Consider the following 19,055-nt stretch of genomic DNA (forward strand, 5'->3'; position numbering starts at 1 on the left):
CGTGCGCGTCGGCGCGGATCTAGATTGACCCGGTTCCTACCCCTCTGCTGGACGGAGTGTGGCGATGACGGCATCCGTGGCGAACGACGACGGGCCCCAGGGACTGCGGCGGGGGGCGGTCGGCTTCGGCGGCGTCCTTTTCCAGTCGATCACGTTCATGGCGCCGGCCATCGCGACGGCGCTCTCGATCCCGCTCGGTATCTCCTACGCCGGTGGAGCCACCCCGCTGGCGGTGATCCTGGCGCTGGTGGCCTGCCTGATCGCCGCCAACTCCATCGGCCAGCTCTCCACTCACCTGCCCTCGGCCGGTTCCTTCTACACCTTCGTCAGCCACGGCATCCATCCCAAGGTCGGGTTCCTGGTCGCCTGGGGCTTCCTGCTCGGTGTGATCGTCGGCGGTCCCTTCCTGGCCCTCCAGATGGGGTTCGTCGTGGCCGGGACGCTGAACGCCGAATGGGGCTGGTCCAACGACACGTGGTGGATCTGGACGGTGCTGGTCTGCGTGCTGGTCTTCGCCCTGGGCTACCGCGGCATCACCGCGTCCACCCGCGCCGGGCTGGTGCTCGGAGCCTTCGAGATCCTGGTCTTCGTCGGGATCTCGGTGACCCTGATCTTCCAGGCCGGCAGCGACAACACCCTCCAGGTCTTCGGCACCCACTACGCCAACAACCCCGACTACCAGGGGTTCTCGGGTGTGATCGCCGCGTCCGTGTTCACGATCCTGGCCTTCATCGGCTTCGAGCAGGCCGCCCCGATCGCCGAGGAGGCCCACGAGCCACGGCGGACGGTTCCGCGGGCGATCCTCGTGTCCTGCTTGGCCATCGGGGCGTTCTACATCCTCAACACCTATGCCAGTGCCGTGGCGTTCGGGCCGGCCAAGATGATCGGCTTCACCGCCGACGACAGCAATCCGTGGCAGAACATCCTCGCGCGCGACGCGTGGGGCGGGATCGGCTTCCTGCTGGTGTTCCTGGCGCTCGTCAACTCGATCATCGCCAACCAGAACGCCGCCAACAACTCCTCCACGCGGACCATGTTCGCGATGGGCCGGATCCGGCTCCTACCTCCGGAGTTCGGTCGGCTGAACCCCTTCGGCTCACCGATGCTGGCGCTGTGCGCCCAGCTCGCGGTGTCGTTGGCGGTGGCGCTGTTCCTCGGTTTCCACTACGACCCGGTCACCGGCTTCGGTTTGACCGCGACGATCCTGGTCGACATCTTCGCGCCCATGTACATCCTCCTGAACGTCGCCTGCCTGATGTACTTCTGGCGCTTCCGGCGCGACGAGTTCAACGTGGTCCGGCACGGCGTGCTGCCGATCCTCGGGGCGCTGGCGTTCGTCCCGGCCTTCTTCGCGGGGGCGGGCATCCCGGCATTCAGCTTCATCACCGCCCTTCCCAAGCCCCTCTGGTACGCCGGTCCGATCGCGGGGATCTGGATGGTCATCGGGGTGATCTACCTAATCGTTCTCAACGGGCGGGATCCCGACCGGATCCTGGAGACCAAGCGCGTCTTCGACGAGGCCTGAGGCCGACATGGACGTGCTGAGCTACCGGCCCGGCCCCGAGGAGCTGGCCTGGACCTTCGGCGGGGTGCCCCCGGTCCGTCGCGTGAAGCCCGGCTCGGTGCTGGAGCTGTGGAGCGAGGACGCCTTCGCCGGCAAGGTGCGCGGCGAGGACGACCTGGTCTCGAAGGTGATCGAGTTCCCGTTCGTCAACCCGCTCACCGGGCCGTTCTTCGTCGAGGGTGCGGAGCCCGGCGACACCCTCGCCGTCCACTTCGTGTCGATCGAGCCGTCCCGCGACTGGGCGGCGTCCACCACCATCCCGCTCTTCGGCGCCCTCACCTCGACCCATGTCACCGCGGGCCTGCAGGAGCCGCTGCCCGAGGTGGTCTGGATGTACGACGTCGACAAGGCCGCCCGCACGGTGACGTTCCGCGCGCGCTACAGCGACGACCAGGTGGACTTACCTCTCGACCCGATGCACGGCACCGTCGGAGTGGCGCCGGCCAACCTGGAGGCCCGCTCCTCGCTGGTCCCGGACGCGCACGGCGGCAACATGGACACCCCCGAGATGCGGGCCGGAGTCACCTGCTTCCTCGGGGTGAACGTCGAGGGCGCCATGTTCGCACTCGGTGACGGCCACTGCCGGCAGGGCGAGGGCGAGACGTGCGGCGTCGCCGTCGAGGCGGCCATGGACACCGTGGTGATCCTGGACCTGATCAAGTCCACGGCGACTCCCTGGCCGCGCCTGGAGTCCGACGACTACCTGATGAGCACCGGGTCGGCGCGCCCCCTCGAGGACGCCTTCAGGATCGCCCAGCACGACCTGGTGACCTGGATCGGCTCCGAGTGCGGGCTCGACCCCCTCGACGCCTACCAGCTGGTCACCCAGGCCACGGAGTCGCCGATCGCCAACGTGTGCGACCCCAACTACACCGTCCTGGCCAAGATCAGGAAGGGCTACCTGCCGCGGCACGACGCCTACGCGGGCGCGCACGCCCGCCTGCGGCAGATGAGTGAGGCGTACCTCGCCGAGCACCGCTGACCTCTTCGGTCAGGGGAGCCGGGAGCGCGTCGCCGACCGTCAGAGCCGGCGGTGGTACTCCAGCAGGTTCTCCAGGACCCGGTAGCCCAGCGCGTCGTTGATCGCGTTCATGTGGTCGTTCTCGTCCGAGTTGCTCGTGACGACCAGCCCGCACTCCGGGAACGCGGCGCGCAGGGCGCGGTGGGTGGCCAGCTTGGTGGCCAACCCGAGCCGGTGGCCCCGGTGGCCTGGCAGCACCATGGTGATGCTGATCTGGGCGACACGGGGGTCGTGGGTGTTCAGGCGCAGCTCGTTGGCGGCGACCAGCGACCCGTCCGGAGCCACCGCCACGGCCAGGAAGACCGCCGCTCCGACCTCGACCCGGCGCTGCTCGGCCGCGCGGTAGCGCTCGACGGTCCACTCGCCGTCCTCGAGGTCGAGCTCGCCCTGCGGGACCAGGCTCATGAACTGGCCCAGCAGCACACACATCTGGTCGACGTGCTCGTCGGGTACCACGTCGCGCCAGAGCAAGATCCGGTAGTCGCCGATCACTGCGGTCACCTGGTCCTCGAGCGCGGCCCAGCGCGGCTCGGACGCACCCACCTCGAGCGCCTTCATCCCCTCGCGGCTGGCCACGGTGTAGCCGTGACCCTCGGCGAAGCCGACACCCGGCGAGGTGCCGCCGGGCGGGGTGAACACCTCGGTCAGCACCCGCTCCCGGCCGGCGGCGGCCGCCCGGCGCTCGACCTCGGCGAGCACAGCGGCGCCGACCCCGCGGCGCCGGTGCTCGGGGCGCGTGCTGATCTCGGCGTAGGCCACGGTCAGGTTGTCGTGCAACGGCAGGTTCACCAGCCCCGCGCCGACCACCTCACCACCGTCGACGACGGAGAAGAGGTCCACGTGGAAGTCGGGATGGCGTCGTGGCATCACCACCCGGGCGTTCTGCCAGGACTCGATCATCCCGGCCGGCCGGGCAGCCTGCGCGGCCGCCCACGCGTCGTACCACCGCTGGAGCTGGGTCTCGTCGTCGAGGTCGACGTCGTGGATCTCGAGCACGGGGCTCAGAGAGCGAGCCGACGGCGTACGACGTCGGCCAGGCGGTCCGCGACGTCGCGGGCCTGGTCGGGCGTCGCGGCCTCGACCATCACGCGGACCAGGGGCTCGGTGCCGGAGGGCCGGAGCAGGATCCGACCGGAGTCGCCGAGCTTGTCCTGCTCGACCGCCACCGCCGCCGCGACCTCGGCGTCGTCGGTGCGGGTGCGGTCCACCCCCGGGACGTTGACCAGCACCTGCGGCAGCCTGGTCACCACCGAGGCCAGCTCGCGCAGTGACGAGCCGGTGCGGGCCATCCGCTGGAGGACGTGCAGGGCGCTGAGGATGCCGTCGCCGGTGGTCGCGTGCTCGCTCATGATGATGTGACCGGACTGCTCGCCACCGAGGGTGAAGCCGCCCTCGCGCATCGCCTCGAGCACATAGCGGTCGCCGACCGCGGTCTGGTGCACGGTGATGCCGGCGCGCCGCATCCCCTGGACGAAGCCGAGGTTGCTCATCACGGTGGCGACCACCGTGTCGTGGGCGAGCCGTCCGCGCTCGTGGAGGTCGAGGGCGAGCATGGCCATCATCTGGTCGCCGTCGACGGTCGCGCCGGTGCGGTCGACGGCCAGGCAACGGTCGGCGTCGCCGTCGAGGGCGAACCCCGCATCCGCGCCGTGCTCGAGCACCGCTGCCCGGAGGCCGCCGAGGTGGGTCGAGCCGCAGTTCTCGTTGATGTTGAGGCCGTTGGGCTGGTCGTTGATGGTGACCACGGCGACCCCGGCGGCCCGCAGGACCATCGGCCCGACCGAGGCCGCGGCTCCGTTGGCGCAGTCGAGCACCACGCGCAGCCCGCTCGGTCGGTGGTCGAGGGTCCCGACCAGGTGCTCGGCGTACTCCTCGACGCTCGCGGCGTACGGCGTGACCCGGCCGATGTCGGCACCGGTCGGGCGGTCCCACTCCTCGCCGAGACGGGACTCGATCTCGCGCTCGAGCGCGTCGTCGAGCTTGACGCCGCCGCGGGCCAGGAACTTGATGCCGTTGTCGGGCATCGGGTTGTGCGACGCGGAGATCACGACCCCGAGGTCGGCGCCGATGGCGTCGGTCAGGTAGGCCACCCCCGGGGTCGGCAGCACCCGCAGCCGCAGGACGTCGACCCCGGCCGAGGCCAGCCCGGCCACGACCGCGTGCTCGAGGAACTGCCCTGAGATCCGCGTGTCGCGGCCCACGACCGCCACCGGCCGTTGGCCGGTGAAGCCACCGCTCGCGACCAGTACGCGAGCCGCTGCCACCCCGAGGTCGACCGCGAGCTCGGCGGTGATCACACCGTTGGCGAGCCCACGGACCCCGTCGGTGCCGAAGATGCGAGGCATCGCCCGGACAGCCAGACCGCGGATCAGCGCTTGCTGAACTGCGGAGCCTTGCGGGCCTTCTTCAGACCGGCCTTCTTGCGCTCGATCACGCGGGCGTCGCGGGTCAGCAGACCGGCCTTCTTCAGCGTCGGCCGGTTGGCGTCGAGGTCGATGGTGTTCAGGCACCGGGCCACGCCGAGGCGCAGCGCGCCGGCCTGGCCGGTGATGCCGCCGCCATGGATCCGGGCGATCACGTCGAAGCGACCCTCGAGGCCGAGCGCGGAGAACGGCTCGTTGACGACCTGCTGGTGCAGCTTGTTCGGGAAGTAGGAGTCCAGGGTGCGGCCGTTCACGGTCCACACACCGGTGCCGGGCATGATCCGGACCCGGGCCACGGCCTCCTTGCGGCGCCCGGTGGCGGCCGCAGGGGCGATCGTGGCGGGACGCGCGGCCTCGGCTGCGCCGGCGCTCTCGGACGTGTAGGCCACGCCCTGCTCGTCGGCCTGGAAGGTCTCGGCCTCGGTGGCGTCGTCTACAGGGGTTGTGGTCGTGTCGTCAGCCACGGAGTTACCTTCGCTTCTCTGGTTCGTCACTGGGAGACCTGCGTGATCTCGAACGGCTTGGCCTGCTGGGCCTCGTGCGGGTGGGTCGGGCCGGCGTACACCTTGAGCTTCTTGAGCACCTGGCGGCCGAGCTTGTTCTTGGGGAGCATGCCCCACACGGCGTTCTCGATCGCCTTGCGGGCGTCCTTCTCCAGCATCTGGCCCATCGGGGTCGCGGTGAGACCACCGGGGTAGCCGGAGTGGCGGTAGGTCAGCTTCTTGGTGAGCTTGTCGCCGGTCAGGGCGACCTTCTCCGCGTTGATGACGATGACGAAGTCACCCATGTCCATGTGCGGCGCGAAGGTCGGCTTGTGCTTGCCGCGCAGGAGGTTGGCGGTCTGGACCGCGAGCCGGCCGAGGATCACGTCGGTGGCGTCGATGACGTGCCACTCGCGGTGGATGTCACCGGGCTTGGGGCTGTACGTGCGCACGCGCTTGCCTTACTCGTTCGTCGGGCCCGGCGGACGATCGCCACCGGGTGGTGGAGCCGCGACCTCTGACGAACACTGCCCGGCTCATCTTCGTCCGGGTCTGCACCGTCGCGCTGGTCTCGACAGGCTCGACCAACGGTGTACGGCGCGGCAGGAGTCGCGACCGCACAATCTACCGGCCGCCACGCTCAGGCGCCAAAACGGCTGCGGCCCTACGATCCCTCCATGGGGAGCGGGGCGTCGTCGGCCGAGGCGGAGTGTACGGCGTGCGGGGCCGGGCTCCCCGCCGGTTCGAGGTTCTGCCCGGCCTGTGGCACGCCCGTCGCCGGTCCTTCGGACCGGGAGTCACGGCGGACCGTCACGCTGCTGTTCACCGACGTGTCGGGGTCGACGGCGATGGGTGAGCAGCTGGACCCGGAGGCCTACCGGGGCGTCATGGGCCGCTACTTCGACGTCGCCCGCGCGGCGATCGAGCGGCACGGCGGCACCGTCGAGAAGTTCGTCGGCGACGCCGTGCTGGCCGTCTTCGGCGTCCCCGACGTCCACGAGGACGACGCGCTGCGCGCCGTCCGGGCTGCCCACGAGCTCAACGCCGAGGTGCTCGACCTGGCCGACGCGCTGCAGAGCGAGCTCGGCGTGCAGCTCGCCATCAGGACCGGCGTCAACACCGGGACCGTCGTGACCGGCACGGCCCGGGCGGGCGGCTCGTTCGCCACCGGGGACGCCGTGAACACCGCGGCCCGGCTCGAGCAGGCGGCCAGCGCCGGCGAGATCCTGCTCGGAGCCGCGACGTACGACATGGTGCGCGACGCCGTGGAGGCCGACCCGGTCGACCCCGTGCCGGCCAAGGGCAAGGCCGAGGCGGTGCCGGCGTACCGGCTGCGCAGCGTCCTCGACGCCGCCCACGGCCGCCGGCGGCGTGAGGACGTGCCGCTCGTGGGTCGCGCCCACGAGAGCCGCGCCCTGGACGACGCCCTCGAACGGACCCTGACCTCGGGCCGCAACCACCTCGTCACGGTGCTCGGGCCGCCCGGGATCGGGAAGTCCCGCCTGGTCGGTGACTTCCTGGGTCGGGTCGACGACCGGGCGAGCGTGGCGAAGGGGCGGTGCGTGGCCTACGGGCAGGGCATCACCTACTGGCCGCTGGTCCAGGCGCTGCGTCAGGCGCTGCACCTGTCGGGCACGGAGTCCGACGAGATCACCCGGCACGCGCTCGAGCAGGCACTGGGCCGCTCGCGCGACCGCGACGAGGTCGCCGACGCGCTGCTCCCCCTGCTCGGCAAGTCCGGTGCGCCGAGCGGGAGCGAGGAGACGTTCTGGTCGGTCTGCCGGCTGCTCGAGGAGCTCGCGTCCCGACGGCCGCTGGTGCTGAGCATCGACGACCTGCACTGGGCCGAGCCGAGCCTGCTCGACCTGCTCGAGCGACTGCACGACGAGGTCGCCGACCTGCCCCTGCTGCTGCTGTGCCAGGCCCGACCCGAGCTGATCGAGCAGCACCCCGGCTGGGGCACGGGCCGCCTCAACGCGATGACGTTCGGGCTGGACCCGCTCGGGTCCGACGACATCGGGAGCTCGGTGGCGGCACTGCTGGACGGCGTGCCACCCGACGGCCTGGCCGACACCGTGACCGCGTGGTCGGGAGGCAACCCGCTCTTCGTGGAGGAGATCGTCGCGCACCTGGTCGAGTCCGGCGCCCTGGCGGACGACGGCTCGAGCTGGCGCCTGGTGCACGCCCTCGACCAGTCCCGGCTGCCGCCCAACGTGTCGGCCCTGCTGGCCTCGCGCCTCGACCGGCTGCCGCAGGCCGAGCGCGACCTGCTGGAGCGCGTGTCGGTGATCGGACTGCAGGTCACCATCGAGGATGCCGAGCTGATGGTCGAGCCGGCCAGCGTCCCCGAGGTCAGAGGACTCCTGGCCTCGCTGACCAGGCGAGAGGTGCTGCGGCGGGTTCGTTCGCCGTACCAGGACTCGTGGGTGTTCAAGCACGTCCTGGTCCGCGACGCCGCCTACGAAGGCCTGGCCAAGTCGTTGCGGGCCGACCTCCACGAGCGGTTCGCAGACGGCCTCGCCACCGGCGTCGAGGCCGGCGGCGAGCAGTCCGGGCTCGTGGCCCACCACCTCGAGCAGGCGGCGCGCTACCGCCGTGAGGTCACCGTGCGGGGCGCGGCCGTGGACGCGCTGGTGAGCCGGGCGGTCGAGTCCCTCGTCACCGCGGCCCGGGAGGCCCGCGACCAGGACCGGTTCGTGACGTGCGTCGCCTACCTGGAGCGGGCGGTCGCCCTACGGCCGGCGACCGCACAGCTGCGACGAGTCCTCGAACGACTGTGCTTCGCTCACTACGAGACCCGGCAGTTCCAGCGGCTGCGCCCCGCGCTGGTGGCTCTCGCGGAGCTCGACGAGACCGCCGACGACCGTGCCCGCGTGTTCGCGGCCACGATCACGTCGGCCCTGGACATGTTCACCGGTGACACCGACCCGGCCGCGACCTCCCTCCTCGCCCGCCAGCTGACGGAAGCCGGGCATCGCGACGGCGACACACGTGCCGTCGTCGACGGCCTGCGGGTGCTGTCCGACTGCGCGCTGGTGGCTGCGTTGTGGGACGACGTCACGGCCAACGGCGACGAGATCATCCGGATCGGGTCGCCGGCCGACGCCCGGGCAGCCCGCAAGATGCGGGGCGTGGCGCTGATGTACGGCGACACCCCGCTCCACGAGGTCAGCGCGTTCATGCACCAGAGCGGGTACCGCGAGGACACCAGCGGCCTGCAGGAGATGCGCGCCCTGATGATCGACTCCGTGGTCGCGGCCGCCGACGTGACACCTGACGCCGCCGACGTCCTCACCGCGAACGCGGACCGCATCCGGGAGCTCCACGCCGAGGGCAAAGTGCCGGACGCCAACCTGTCCATCATGGTCACCGTCTCCGAGATGAACCACGACCTGGACAGGGCGATCTCCTACGCCCAGGAGGTGAACGACGGCTTCCGCCGGGCCGGCGACACCGGGTTCGCCTCCACCACGATCCTCCAGCAGGCCATGCTGATGCTGCGTCGAGGCGATCCGTCCGAGGACGTGCTCCCGCTGGTCGAGGAGGGCGCCCGCTACACCTCGCCGTACGACGCGCTCTCGGTCGCCTACGAGGCCGGCTGCCGGGCGCTCCTCGCGCTCCGCGACGACGACCGGGCCGCGGCCGACGCGCTGGCCGCGCGGGCCCTCGTCGTGATCGACCGGACCCAGCAGGTGTGGCAGAGCGCAGACCTGCGGCGTTGGCTGGCCCCGGTGGCGCGGGCCGGTGGGGACGCCGCCCTCGAACGTCGGATGCTGCAGGAGGCCGCGGCGAGGTACGCCCGCAAGGAGATCCGCAGCTACGACGCCGAGATCTCCGAGCGGCTCGCCGAGCTCGACGCCCTGGAGCGCTAGTCGGCCTCGGCCTCGCGCAGGCGCGAGCAGATCATCTTCAGGAGGCCGGCGGCGACGCCCGGCTCGTTCTCGAGCAGTGACTGGAACGGGCCGTGCGGGACGGCCAGCGTGCTGAGCTCGGAGGTCGCGGTGACCGAGGCGGAGCGCTTCTTGCCGTCGATCAGGCTGATCTCACCGAAGTAGTCACCGGCCCGCAGCTCGCGCCTGGGGCTGCCGTGCACGGTGACCTCGGCGGTGCCGTCCAGGATCACGTGCAGTGCCAGCGCTCCCTCGCCCTCCCGGGCGACCTCGTGGCCGGGCTGGTGGGTGGTGGTCCGAGACGCGTCGACCAGCTTCCCCAGCTGACGGTTCGAGAGCCCGGCGAAGATCGGCACTGCGGCGAGGTGCGCTTGCAGGTCCTTGGCGTTCTCGGTCATGGCGTCCTTCCTGACGGTGGCCGGAGCATAACGCGGTGGGAGTGGGGTGCGTCGAGACGTAACAGGTAACGAAGTGGGCGAGCCGTCTGCAGCCCGGAACCGGATTCGCTCTCCGGCAGACCCCGGACTAAGTTGGAGCGGTGACTGACTCCCTCAGTGTCCGCGACAACCGCACCGGCCAGGAGTACGACGTACCGATCGAGAACGGCACGGTCAAGGGCGCGGATCTCGGCAAGATCAAGAGCCCGGACGGGCAGCCTCTCGCGGTCTACGACCCCGGCTTCGTGAACACCGCGTCGTGCAAGAGCTCGGTGACGTTCATCGACGGCGACGAGGGCATCCTCGAGTACCGCGGGTATCCGATCGAGCAGCTCGCCGAGCAGTCGACCTTCCTCGAGGTCGCCTACCTCTTGGTGCACGGCGAGCTCCCCACGCAGACGCAGTACGAGACGTGGGAGCACGACATCACCTACCACACGTTCGTGCACGAGAACGTCAAGAGCTTCATGGAGGGCTTCCGGTACGACGCCCACCCGATGGGCATGCTGATGGCCTCCGTCGGCGCCCTGTCGACGTTCTACCCCGATGCCCGCGACATCGAGGACGACGAGATCCGGCAGCTCCAGATCGTGCGGATGATCGCGAAGATGCCAACCCTGGGGGCCTGGTCGTTCCGGCACGCCCAGGGCAAGCCGTTCGTCTACCCCGACAACGAGCTCGGCTACACCGCCAACTTCCTGTCGATGCTGTTCAAGATGAGCGAGGACCGCTTCGGCGCCGACGAGCGGCTGGTCAAGGCGCTCGACGTGCTGTTCATCCTGCACGCCGACCACGAGCAGAACTGTTCGACCAACGCGGTCCGCTCGATCGGCTCCTCGCAGGTCGACCCCTACTCCGCGGTCGCCGGCGGCGTCGGCGCCCTCTACGGGCCGCTGCACGGCGGGGCCAACGAAGCCGTGCTGCGGATGCTGCGCCGGATCAAGGACAAGAAGAACGTCCCCGACTTCATCGAGGGCGTGAAGAACGGCGACGAGCGGCTGATGGGCTTCGGCCACCGGGTCTACAAGAACTACGACCCGCGCGCCAAGATCATCAAGAAGGCCTGCGACGACGTCTTCGAGGTGACCGGGGTCAACCCGCTGCTCGAGATCGCGATGGAGCTGGAGAAGATCGCGCTGGAGGACGAGTACTTCGTCTCCCGCAAGCTCTACCCCAACGTCGACTTCTACTCCGGGCTGATCTACGAGGCCTTCCAGTTCCCGCCGGAGATGTTCACGGTGCTGTTCGCGATCGGCCGGACGCCGGGCTGGCTCGCCCAGTGGCTCGAGCTCGTGCAGGACAAGGAGCAGAAGATCGCGCGGCCCAAGCAGATCTACACCGGCGACCGCACCCTCGACTTCGTGCCCTCCTCGAAGCGCTGGAGCTAGGCAGCCGCCTGCTCAACCTCGAGCAGCGACTGCCCGTGCCGCTCGGCCTCGAACGCCTCGCGTCCACCCCGGAAGCCGAACAGCCGCTTGCTCCACAGCAGGTAGACCACCGCGAAGAGGTTGAACACGAACGCCACGACGCGCAGCCAGGTGACCCGCTCGACGAGCTCGTAGACCTCAAGCGGGATGAAGACCAGGGTGCCGACCATCGCGACGTACTCGCCCCAGCGCTTCATCAACCACAGGCCGACGCCCTCGAGCAGCTCGAGCGCGCCGTACGCGAGCACGCCGATCGCGACCAGCTTCAGGGTGCTGTGGTCGGCGGTCAGCGCCTTCTGGATCAGCTTGACCGGGCCGGTGTTCTGCAGGTCGATGCCGAGCTTGTCAGCGAGGGGCTTCAGCGTGGGCAGATAGTCCTGGAAGACCTGCTCCAGGGAGTTCTGGGCACCGTCGAACTTGTAGACGCCGTACGCGAGCGCCACCAGCAGCACCCCGCGGATGAACCGCTCGGCGGCCAGCAGCCGCAGGATGAACGCATCACGCAGAGCCTTGCCGCGCAGGACCAGCGGGGCGTCCTCGGCCGGCCCCTCGCCGTGCGGGGCGCCGACCACGAACGTCGCGCAGCGCAGGCAGCGCCAGGCCTCACCGTCGACGGTCTCGACGTGCAGCCGCTCGGCGAGGTCCTCCTCGGTCGGCTTCCAGGTCACGTGCCCGTGCCGGCCGCAGCTGCGCAGCTCCCAGTCCCACTTGCTCACCGTGTCCTCACCGGCGGCAGCCTATGTGGGAAACCCGCGAGACAGGGGTTCGGCCCCCTTGGGATGATCGGCTCATGTCGACCCGCACCCTCCGCACCACGGCCGAGCTCGAGGCCGCTCTCGACCATCTGCGCGCCGCGCCCACCGACCAGGGCACCCTGACCCTCGTGGTCCGCCGCCCGGGGAGGTTCCAGCGCGAGGTGCTCGACGAGGGCCAGCTCGACACCGAGGCCGGCCTGGTCGGTGACAACTGGCGGGCGCGGGCGACGTCCCGAGCCGTCGAGGCGGGTCGGCACTACGAGGCGATGCTGACGCTGATGAGCGCCCGGATGGTCGGGCTGCTCGCCGACGACGACGAGGAGCGCGCCCTGGCCGGTGACCAGCTGTACGTCGACCTCGACCTGTCGGAGGAGCACCTGCCCGTCGGCAGCAGGCTGGCGGTCGGCGACGAGGCGGTGCTCGAGATCACCGCCAAGCCCCATCGCGGCTGCAAGAAGTTCCTCGACCGGTTCGGCGGCGACGTCCTGGCGTTCGTCAACAGCGACGAGGGGGCCGGGCTGCGCCTGCGCGGCGTCTACGCCCGCGTGGTCCACGACGGTGTGGTGCGCCCGGGCGACGTCGTACGACGCCTGCCCTGACCGCTTTTTCGGCGCCGCCCAGCGCCGTCTCAGGATCGTCACAGGTGGGGTTGGCAGGGTCTCCCCCATGAGCAACGAGCCGCCGTACGGCGGAGAGGACCAGCAGCCCGGACCCGAGTGGAACCAAGAGCCGCCCGCGCCGCCTGCCTCCTGGTCCCCCTACGCGTTCTCGGCTCCCGCGTCACCCGGCAGCGACGACACGCGGCCGCTCCCCGGCTCCACCCCCGGTGAGCATCCGATGTACGCCGCACCGGAGCGTCCGCAGGGACGTATGCGCGGCAAGGGGCTGGCCGCATCCGTGGTCGCGGCCAGCCTGCTCGTCGGTGGCGCGGCCGGGGTGGGAGGTGCGGCGATCTGGACATCGACGCACGACACCCCGGCCGGGTCGTCGCCGGTGCTCACCCAGGCCGGCAGCTCCACCGCGCAGACCGCCGCGACCGGCTCGATCGAGAAGGTCGCCCAGAACGTCCTGCCCTCGGTGGTGATGATCGAGGTGAGTGGCGCGAACGGCTCGGGCTCCGGCTCGGGCATCATCCTCAGCGGTGACGGCAAGATCCTCACCAACAACCACGTGGTCGCCCTCGCCGGCAAGGGCGGCTCGCTCAGCGTCTCGTTCAACGACGGCTCGCACGCCAAGGCGAAGATCCTCGGCACCGACCCCCTGACCGACACCGCGGTGATCCAGGCCGAGGGCGTCAGCGGGCTGACCCCGGCCACCCTCGGCCACTCCTCGAGCCTCCAGGTGGGCCAGGGCGTCGTCGCGATCGGGTCGCCGTTCGGGCTCGACGCGACCGTCACCAGCGGCATCGTCAGCGCCCTCGACCGGCCGGTCGACGTCGGCACCGTCAGCCAGGGCAACGCCACCGTCTACCCCGCGATCCAGACCGACGCGGCGATCAACCCCGGCAACTCCGGCGGTCCGCTGGTCAACCTGGCCGGCGAGGTGGTCGGCATCGACGCCGCCATCCAGACCGCCACCAACACCACGACCTCGGGCGAGCCGGGCTCGATCGGCCTCGGCTTCGCGATCCCGATCGACGAGGTGCTGCCGATCGTGCAGGAGATGATCAAGGGCCAGACGCCGACGCACGCCCGGCTCGGCATCGGCGTCGAGAACGCCTCGAGCACCGCCGGTACGACGAGCTCCGAGGGCGCGAAGATCCAGAAGGTCGACGCGGGGTCGGCCGCGGAGAGCGCCGGGCTGAAGGCGGGGGACGTGATCACCAAGGTGGACGGCCACCTGATCACCAGCTCGGACTCCCTGGTCGCCACGATCCGCTCCTACCGGCCCGGCGACTCGGTCACCGTCACCTACACCCGGGGCGGGGCCAGCCACACCGTCCAGGCGACGCTCGACTCCGACGCCCAGACCACCAACTCCTGAGCTCGAGGCCCCGGGCGGTGCAGCCTGCGCCGGCGAACCGGCCGCCCGGGTCCTCGTCCGCTGGACTTGCTCTGCTTCGGCAACATGTGGAGAACCGGGTGCGTCAGCGCGGAGGCTGCCAGGGCTGATCTACGTGGCTGAGCCACACCGCTTCCGGGTCCAGGCTTCGGATCAGGCGTTGCCCGTCGCTGACAGGCTCGTCCAGCTGGTGGTAGAAGACTGCGGTGTCGCCACAGATCACAGTCGGACGTGGGCCGCTGTCGATGACGACGATCTGCGACCCGTCCGTGTGTCCCGGCGCGGACAGCAGCCGCACTCCCGGTAGCAGCTCACAGTCACCGTCGATCTGGGTGTAGCTCACACCGGGCGCGTCCACCCATTCCAAGATCGTGTGGTCCACGGCGTGGGCCTCCTCGAACTCTCGCCGCTGGACGTAGATGGGCTTGCCCGCGAACAGGTGATTGCCGCCGACGTGGTCGTAGTGCAGGTGCGTGTTGACCACGATGTCGATGCTGTCGACGTCGAAAGCCGGCGGCTCGTACCAGGGCTGGATCCGGGGGTCCATGTCGGCGGCCTCCGGGTGTAGCCGGGTCAGGCCGGTGTCGACCAGGATGCGACCGTCGGGGTGGTCGATGAGGTGCACGTTGATCGGCATCCGCTCGTCGCCGGCCAGGAGGTCCCCCACCCGGATGCGGGTGACCGAGATGGCCTCAGACCTCGAGGAGGTGCTGGTAGTCACGACAATTCTCCTTGGTTGGGGGCGATTGCGCTGGGCAGTGTCCGGCGGGGCGTCGGGCCACCGCGCTCGTTCAGGCGACGGGCAGGATCGTGTACCGGTGAAGGGTGACGCCGGAGGCGAACCGCTTCTGCTCCATCAGCTCCAGATCGACGGGCCGGTCGTAGTCGTGGAACAAGGACCGTCCGAACCCGAGCACTGAAGGATGGGTGTAGAGCACGAGCTCATCGAGCAGTCCGGCGGCGAGGAGCTGGGTGGCCAGGTTCGATCCACCGACGGCGATCGGGCCGTCGACCTCCGACCGGATCCGGGCCAGTTGGGCCACCGCGTCGTCGCCACCGACGATGCGCGTGTTGTGGCCCGCTGAGCTGCGGCTGCGCGAGACCAGGACTTTGGGCTTGGACACCCAGATCTGCCCGTACTCGTGCACCACTGACGGCAACGACGAGTCCGCCGCGGCGTCGGGCCACGACTTCTCCATGATCTCGTAGAAAACCCTGCCTTGGACGAACATGGTGCACTCGCGGGCCAGGGCGTTGAAGTCCTCGTGGAGCTCCTCATCGATCCGAAGCCACGCACCGGCCCCATGGTCGCCCGGCACCTGCTCGATCAGCAGGTCGACGGAGGTGTTCATGTTGTAGAGGAAGCGTCCCATGGCCCACCTTGCGATAGTGATTGCTAATTGCAATCACTATAGTGAGGGGTCACTCGCTGTCAAGGGAGAGGATCCATGGACACCACCCCTGAGTGCCCCATCAACGCCGCAGTCGAGGTGTTCGGCGATCGATGGTGTCTGCTGATCCTGCGGGACGTGATCTTCGAGGACCGCCGCAACTTCCGGGCCCTCCTGCTCGGCTCACCCGAGGGCATTGCCTCCAACATCCTCGCCGACCGCCTCGTGCGCCTCGTCGAGGCCGGCGTTCTGGTCAGGGGTCAGGGCCGACGCGGCCAGCGCGCGTTCTACAGCCTCACCGAAGCGGGCATCCAAGCCGTCCCGACCTTGAACCTGATGGCCCGGTGGAGTCAGACGTGGCGGGGTGGCGCCTCAGCATGCCGACACGCGACCAGCAGCTGCTCCCACGACTCTGCGCAGGAGTCGGAGTTGATGGCAGACCTTCGTCTCCGTCATCTGACGGCGGAGTGACGCGCCCGCTCCCAGCGGACAGACGCTGGCGGGCCATGGGCGGCAGTGTCAGGCTTGGCTTGCACTGGAGGAGGCTCGGTGAGCGACGCAGTCTTGACCGCGGGCGTGGCGACCGCCGGCATCATCATCGGCTGGTTCGTCATCGGCACGCAACGGGTGACCGAGGAACTGACCAAGGAGAGGCGGGCCGCCTACGGCAGGGTGCTGAGCGAGGCAGCCCTGATGGCCGACGACGCGACGAGCCTCAGCCCCGGGTTCGAGCAGGCCGTACTCGCCGCACAGTTCCTCAGCTCAGGCACCATGCACCGGTCGGGACGGTTGCGGGCCCTCCTGGACGCACCCGACACGGAGGCCTGGCGGTCGAATCTGGAATGGTTCTCGGAACTGGCTCGCTTCGAGAGTCATCGGAACTCATCCACCCGTCGATGGCTCCGTCGCCGCTGGTACGTGGACCGCGCGAAGGCCCCGACTCCGCACGACCCTTAGTCGAGCGGCAGGTCTGGACATTCAAGCCATGGTTTCGAACCAAGGTTGACTGAGCGGCCGAGCGACGAGTCTGAGAACCCGCCGGCACCGGGCGGTGTGACGAACCCGGCGTGCCGCAGTTCTGATTGCTGTCCGAGCCCAGACCGTGACCTTTGCCCCTGACCACTCCCCTCGGAGGCAGCGATGGTGAAGGCATGGGTGATGGACTCGTGCACGCCTCGGTCGATCTCTACTGGTTGCCGCTCGGAGCTGGAGGGCACTTCGTGCGCTGGAACGGCCGGCTCTACGAATGGTGGGCAGCCCGCCGCGAACATCGTGCCTCAAGCGACCTGTACCACTGCGGGCTGCTGCTCTGCCTCGACGGCATCACGTACGCCGTCGAGATGGGACCGGTCTGGAACGTCTCCGAGGCGGATCGTGGAGTCCTCGTCGAAGGGCCGGTTGGATCGCAGAGGCTCGGCCGGTTCCGCGCGTTCCGCTATGAGATGCGGTGTTGGCCCGGAGGCCACATCCCGGACGTCGCCGAAGCCGTCGACAGCCCGGTGCGCATCACCGAGGACCCCACAAGGGTCGCAGCAGTGCTCGACGTCCTCCACGAGTTGCCCACGCTGACCTGGGGCAGAGACGAACTTGGTGCAGGGGAGATGTGGAACTCGAACTCGGCGGTGGCTTGGGCACTGGCGCGCACTGGCCACGACATGCACGCGATCGGACCGCCACCCGGAGGTCGCGCGCTGGGATGGAGCGCGGGCCTCGTACTCGCCTATCGACAAGCACGAGCTGTGACCCCGGACGGCCGATCGCATGTGGATGGTGGCGGAGCCCGGAAGTGTGAGACAACGAGCGTTGCCGAAAGCTCGTCCACTCATGTCAGTCGGCTACCGCTGTGACCTGCGAGCAGTCGCGCCCGGCGAAGTGACTCTCGTTGCGGGTCCCACCCACGCCTGGGCTGGCCTGTAGATCCGCGAGACGCTGATGCGCTCAGCGGGCGCGGTTCACCCGGGCCTCGTCCCACACCGGCCCGTCGGACTCGTAGACCTCGCCGTCCGCGCCGTACACCAGGAAGCGGTCGAAGCCACGGGCGAACCAGCGGTCGTGGGTGACCGCGACCACCGTTCCGTCGAACGCCTCGAGCCCCGCCTCGAGCGCCTCGGCCGACTGCACGTCGAGGTTGTCGGTCGGCTCGTCGAGCAGCAGCAGGGTCGCGCCGGAGAGCTCCAGCAGGAGGATCTGGAAGCGCGCCTGCTGGCCGCCGGAGAGCGACTCGAAGGTCTGCTCGCCGGCGTGGGCCAGCTCGTAGCGGTCGAGCACCCGCGCGGCGGCCTCGCGGCCCATCCCGGCGCGACCGCCGGGCGATCCGTCGCCGCGGTGCAGGATCTCCAGGAGGGTGCGGCCCATGAGCTCCGGGTGGGCGTGCGTCTGCACGAACCAGCCCGGGCGCACCCGGGCACCGAGCTTGGCCTTGCCGGTGTGGTCGACCGGCTCGATCCGGGTGTCGTCCACCGGCCGGTGCTCGACGTCGGGGTCGGAGCCGCCCGCGGCGAGCAGCCGCAGGAAGTGCGACTTGCCCGAGCCGTTGCTGCCGAGCACCGCGACCCGCTCGCCGTACCAGACCTCGAGGTCGAAGGGCTTCATCAGCCCGGTCAGCTCCAGGTCGGTGCAGACCACGGCCCGCTTGCCGGTGCGGCCGCCCTTCAGGCGCATCGTCACCTGCTGCTCACGGGGCTGCTCGGTCGGCGGTCCCTTCTCCTCGAACATCCGCAGCCGGGTCTGCGCGGCCTTGTACTGCGAGGCCATGCCGTCGTTGTACTCCGCCTTGATCTTCAGGCGCAGCACCAGCGCCTTGATCTTGGCGTGCTCCTCGTCCCAGCGGCGGCGAATCTCCTCGAAGCGGGCGAAACGGTCGCGGCGCGCCTCGTGGTACGACGCGAACCCGCCCGGATGCGTCCAGGCGCTGTTGCCGCCGCCGAAGCTGCCGAGCTCGATGGTGACGATCCGGGTGGCGGTGTGGTCGAGCAGCTCCCGGTCGTGGCTGATGAACAGGATCGTCTTGTCGGACTCGCGGATCCGCTCCTCGAGCCAGATCTTGCCGGGCACGTCGAGGAAGTTGTCGGGCTCGTCGAGCAGCAGCACCTCGTCCGGACCTTCGAGGAGGTACTCCAGCACCAGCCGCTTCTGCTCACCGCCGCTGAGGGTGGACAGCAGGCGGTACTTCGCCCGGTCGTAGGGCAGGCCGAGCCCGCGCACGGTGCACACGTCCCAGACCACCTCGAGGTCGTAGCCTCCGGCGTCGGCGTACTCCGAGAGCGCCTCGGCGTAGCGCAGCTGCGTCTTCTCGTCGTCGGTCTCCATGAGCGCGAGCTCCCAGCGCTCCACGTCGGCGGCCGCGTCGCGCACCCGCTGCGGCGACACCGACAGCAGCAGGTCGGCCACGCTGGGGTCGTCGCCGAGCCGGTCGCCGACCATCTGCCGCATCACGCCCAGGCCGCAACTGCGGGTGACCACCCCGGCGTGCGGCACCAGGTCGCCGGTGATGATCCGGATCAGCGTCGTCTTGCCCGCGCCGTTGGCGCCGACCAGCGCGACCTTGGCGCCGTCCCCGACCCGGAACGACACGTCGTCGAGCAGCACCCGCCCGTCGGGCAGCTCGTAACGCACTCCGGCGACATCCACGTGACCCACGAGGAGCCATTGTCCGGGACACCGC

General features: G+C 70.0%; 18 protein-coding genes. 9 read left to right on the plus strand and 9 right to left on the minus strand.

Annotated elements, in window-relative coordinates; genetic code table 11:
* Positions 1-64 precede the first annotated feature (64 nt).
* Positions 65-1,525 carry an APC family permease gene (locus E3N83_RS10940; RefSeq protein WP_151083291.1) on the plus strand — a complete coding sequence of 487 codons (1,461 nt, stop codon included), beginning with the start codon at positions 65-67 and terminating at the stop codon, positions 1,523-1,525.
* A gap of 7 nt (positions 1,526-1,532) precedes the next feature.
* Entirely contained in the window at positions 1,533-2,546 is a 1,014-nt protein-coding gene (locus E3N83_RS10945) for an acetamidase/formamidase family protein (protein ID WP_151083292.1), read from the plus strand.
* 39 nt (positions 2,547-2,585) lie between these two features.
* Here E3N83_RS10945 and E3N83_RS10950 read toward each other — a convergent pair whose 3' ends face one another.
* From E3N83_RS10950 to rplM, 4 genes are all read right to left on the minus strand, one after another.
* A complete protein-coding gene (locus E3N83_RS10950) occupies positions 2,586-3,581 on the minus strand; it encodes a GNAT family N-acetyltransferase (protein ID WP_151083293.1) in 996 nt (331 codons plus the stop codon).
* A gap of 5 nt (positions 3,582-3,586) precedes the next feature.
* Positions 3,587-4,930 carry a phosphoglucosamine mutase gene (glmM, locus tag E3N83_RS10955; protein WP_151083294.1) on the minus strand — a complete coding sequence of 448 codons (1,344 nt, stop codon included), beginning with the start codon at positions 4,928-4,930 and terminating at the stop codon, positions 3,587-3,589.
* 23 nt (positions 4,931-4,953) lie between these two features.
* Positions 4,954-5,397, minus strand: a complete 444-nt coding sequence (rpsI, locus tag E3N83_RS10960; RefSeq protein WP_238343181.1) for a 30S ribosomal protein S9 — start codon at positions 5,395-5,397, stop codon at positions 4,954-4,956.
* Positions 5,398-5,498: 101 nt separating this feature from the next.
* Positions 5,499-5,942: a 50S ribosomal protein L13 gene (rplM, locus tag E3N83_RS10965; protein ID WP_151083296.1), complete on the minus strand. Its 444-nt coding sequence runs from the start codon at positions 5,940-5,942 to the stop codon at positions 5,499-5,501.
* 225 nt (positions 5,943-6,167) lie between these two features.
* On the opposite strand from rplM, the gene E3N83_RS10970 reads away from it, so the two are divergent.
* Positions 6,168-9,362: an adenylate/guanylate cyclase domain-containing protein gene (locus tag E3N83_RS10970; RefSeq protein ID WP_151083297.1), complete on the plus strand. Its 3,195-nt coding sequence runs from the start codon at positions 6,168-6,170 to the stop codon at positions 9,360-9,362.
* Here E3N83_RS10970 and E3N83_RS10975 read toward each other — a convergent pair.
* Positions 9,359-9,778, minus strand: a complete 420-nt coding sequence (locus E3N83_RS10975; RefSeq protein WP_151083298.1) for a cyclic nucleotide-binding domain-containing protein — start codon at positions 9,776-9,778, stop codon at positions 9,359-9,361. The genes E3N83_RS10970 and E3N83_RS10975 overlap by 4 nt on opposite strands.
* Before the next feature lie 140 nt (positions 9,779-9,918).
* On the opposite strand from E3N83_RS10975, the gene E3N83_RS10980 reads away from it, so the two are divergent.
* Positions 9,919-11,205 carry a citrate synthase gene (locus tag E3N83_RS10980; RefSeq protein ID WP_151083299.1) on the plus strand — a complete coding sequence of 429 codons (1,287 nt, stop codon included), beginning with the start codon at positions 9,919-9,921 and terminating at the stop codon, positions 11,203-11,205.
* On the opposite strand, the gene E3N83_RS10985 is transcribed toward E3N83_RS10980, so the two are convergent.
* Entirely contained in the window at positions 11,202-11,960 is a 759-nt protein-coding gene (locus tag E3N83_RS10985) for a DUF2127 domain-containing protein (protein WP_151083300.1), read from the minus strand. The genes E3N83_RS10980 and E3N83_RS10985 overlap by 4 nt on opposite strands.
* A gap of 74 nt (positions 11,961-12,034) precedes the next feature.
* On the opposite strand from E3N83_RS10985, the gene E3N83_RS10990 reads away from it, so the two are divergent.
* Entirely contained in the window at positions 12,035-12,598 is a 564-nt protein-coding gene (locus E3N83_RS10990) for an MOSC domain-containing protein (protein WP_151083301.1), read from the plus strand.
* Positions 12,599-12,665: 67 nt separating this feature from the next.
* Positions 12,666-13,982: a S1C family serine protease gene (locus tag E3N83_RS10995; RefSeq protein WP_151083302.1), complete on the plus strand. Its 1,317-nt coding sequence runs from the start codon at positions 12,666-12,668 to the stop codon at positions 13,980-13,982.
* A 103-nt stretch (positions 13,983-14,085) separates the two neighbouring features.
* Here E3N83_RS10995 and E3N83_RS11000 read toward each other — a convergent pair whose 3' ends face one another.
* Together E3N83_RS11000 and E3N83_RS11005 are read right to left on the minus strand one after the other, a co-directional pair.
* Positions 14,086-14,721: an N-acyl homoserine lactonase family protein gene (locus E3N83_RS11000; protein WP_238342864.1), complete on the minus strand. Its 636-nt coding sequence runs from the start codon at positions 14,719-14,721 to the stop codon at positions 14,086-14,088.
* 70 nt (positions 14,722-14,791) lie between these two features.
* On the minus strand, positions 14,792-15,373 hold the full coding sequence (locus tag E3N83_RS11005) for a dihydrofolate reductase family protein (protein WP_151083303.1): 582 nt from the start codon (positions 15,371-15,373) through the stop codon (positions 14,792-14,794).
* A 75-nt stretch (positions 15,374-15,448) separates the two neighbouring features.
* On the opposite strand from E3N83_RS11005, the gene E3N83_RS11010 reads away from it, so the two are divergent.
* The 3 genes from E3N83_RS11010 to E3N83_RS11020 all read left to right on the plus strand — a co-directional run bounded on the left by E3N83_RS11010 (position 15,449) and on the right by E3N83_RS11020 (position 17,238).
* Positions 15,449-15,862, plus strand: a complete 414-nt coding sequence (locus tag E3N83_RS11010; RefSeq protein WP_151083304.1) for a winged helix-turn-helix transcriptional regulator — start codon at positions 15,449-15,451, stop codon at positions 15,860-15,862.
* A gap of 78 nt (positions 15,863-15,940) precedes the next feature.
* Complete coding sequence (locus E3N83_RS11015) at positions 15,941-16,348, plus strand: hypothetical protein (protein ID WP_151083305.1); 408 nt, start codon at positions 15,941-15,943, stop codon at positions 16,346-16,348.
* Positions 16,349-16,542: 194 nt separating this feature from the next.
* Entirely contained in the window at positions 16,543-17,238 is a 696-nt protein-coding gene (locus E3N83_RS11020; protein ID WP_191907769.1) for a hypothetical protein, read from the plus strand.
* Between the two features lie 91 nt (positions 17,239-17,329).
* Here E3N83_RS11020 and E3N83_RS11025 read toward each other — a convergent pair whose 3' ends face one another.
* Complete coding sequence (locus E3N83_RS11025) at positions 17,330-19,030, minus strand: ABC-F family ATP-binding cassette domain-containing protein (protein WP_151083306.1); 1,701 nt, start codon at positions 19,028-19,030, stop codon at positions 17,330-17,332.
* Positions 19,031-19,055: the final 25 nt, after the last annotated feature.

The sequence above is a fragment of the Nocardioides cynanchi genome, assembly GCF_008761635.1.
Classification (GTDB): domain Bacteria; phylum Actinomycetota; class Actinomycetes; order Propionibacteriales; family Nocardioidaceae; genus Nocardioides; species Nocardioides cynanchi.

Bases quoted from the DNA above. Each gene is read 5' to 3' on its own strand.
- E3N83_RS10970 (WP_151083297.1), top strand. From the start codon at position 6,168: ATGGGGAGCGGGGCGTCGTCGGCCGAGGCGGAGTGTACGGCGTGCGGG.
- glmM (WP_151083294.1), bottom strand. From the start codon at position 4,930: ATGCCTCGCATCTTCGGCACCGACGGGGTCCGTGGGCTCGCCAACGGT.
- E3N83_RS11005 (WP_151083303.1), bottom strand. From the start codon at position 15,373: ATGGGACGCTTCCTCTACAACATGAACACCTCCGTCGACCTGCTGATC.
- E3N83_RS10940 (WP_151083291.1), top strand. From the start codon at position 65: ATGACGGCATCCGTGGCGAACGACGACGGGCCCCAGGGACTGCGGCGG.
- E3N83_RS10990 (WP_151083301.1), top strand. From the start codon at position 12,035: ATGTCGACCCGCACCCTCCGCACCACGGCCGAGCTCGAGGCCGCTCTC.
- E3N83_RS11010 (WP_151083304.1), top strand. From the start codon at position 15,449: ATGGACACCACCCCTGAGTGCCCCATCAACGCCGCAGTCGAGGTGTTC.
- E3N83_RS10995 (WP_151083302.1), top strand. From the start codon at position 12,666: ATGAGCAACGAGCCGCCGTACGGCGGAGAGGACCAGCAGCCCGGACCC.
- E3N83_RS11020 (WP_191907769.1), top strand. From the start codon at position 16,543: ATGGGTGATGGACTCGTGCACGCCTCGGTCGATCTCTACTGGTTGCCG.
- E3N83_RS10945 (WP_151083292.1), top strand. From the start codon at position 1,533: ATGGACGTGCTGAGCTACCGGCCCGGCCCCGAGGAGCTGGCCTGGACC.
- E3N83_RS10975 (WP_151083298.1), bottom strand. From the start codon at position 9,778: ATGACCGAGAACGCCAAGGACCTGCAAGCGCACCTCGCCGCAGTGCCG.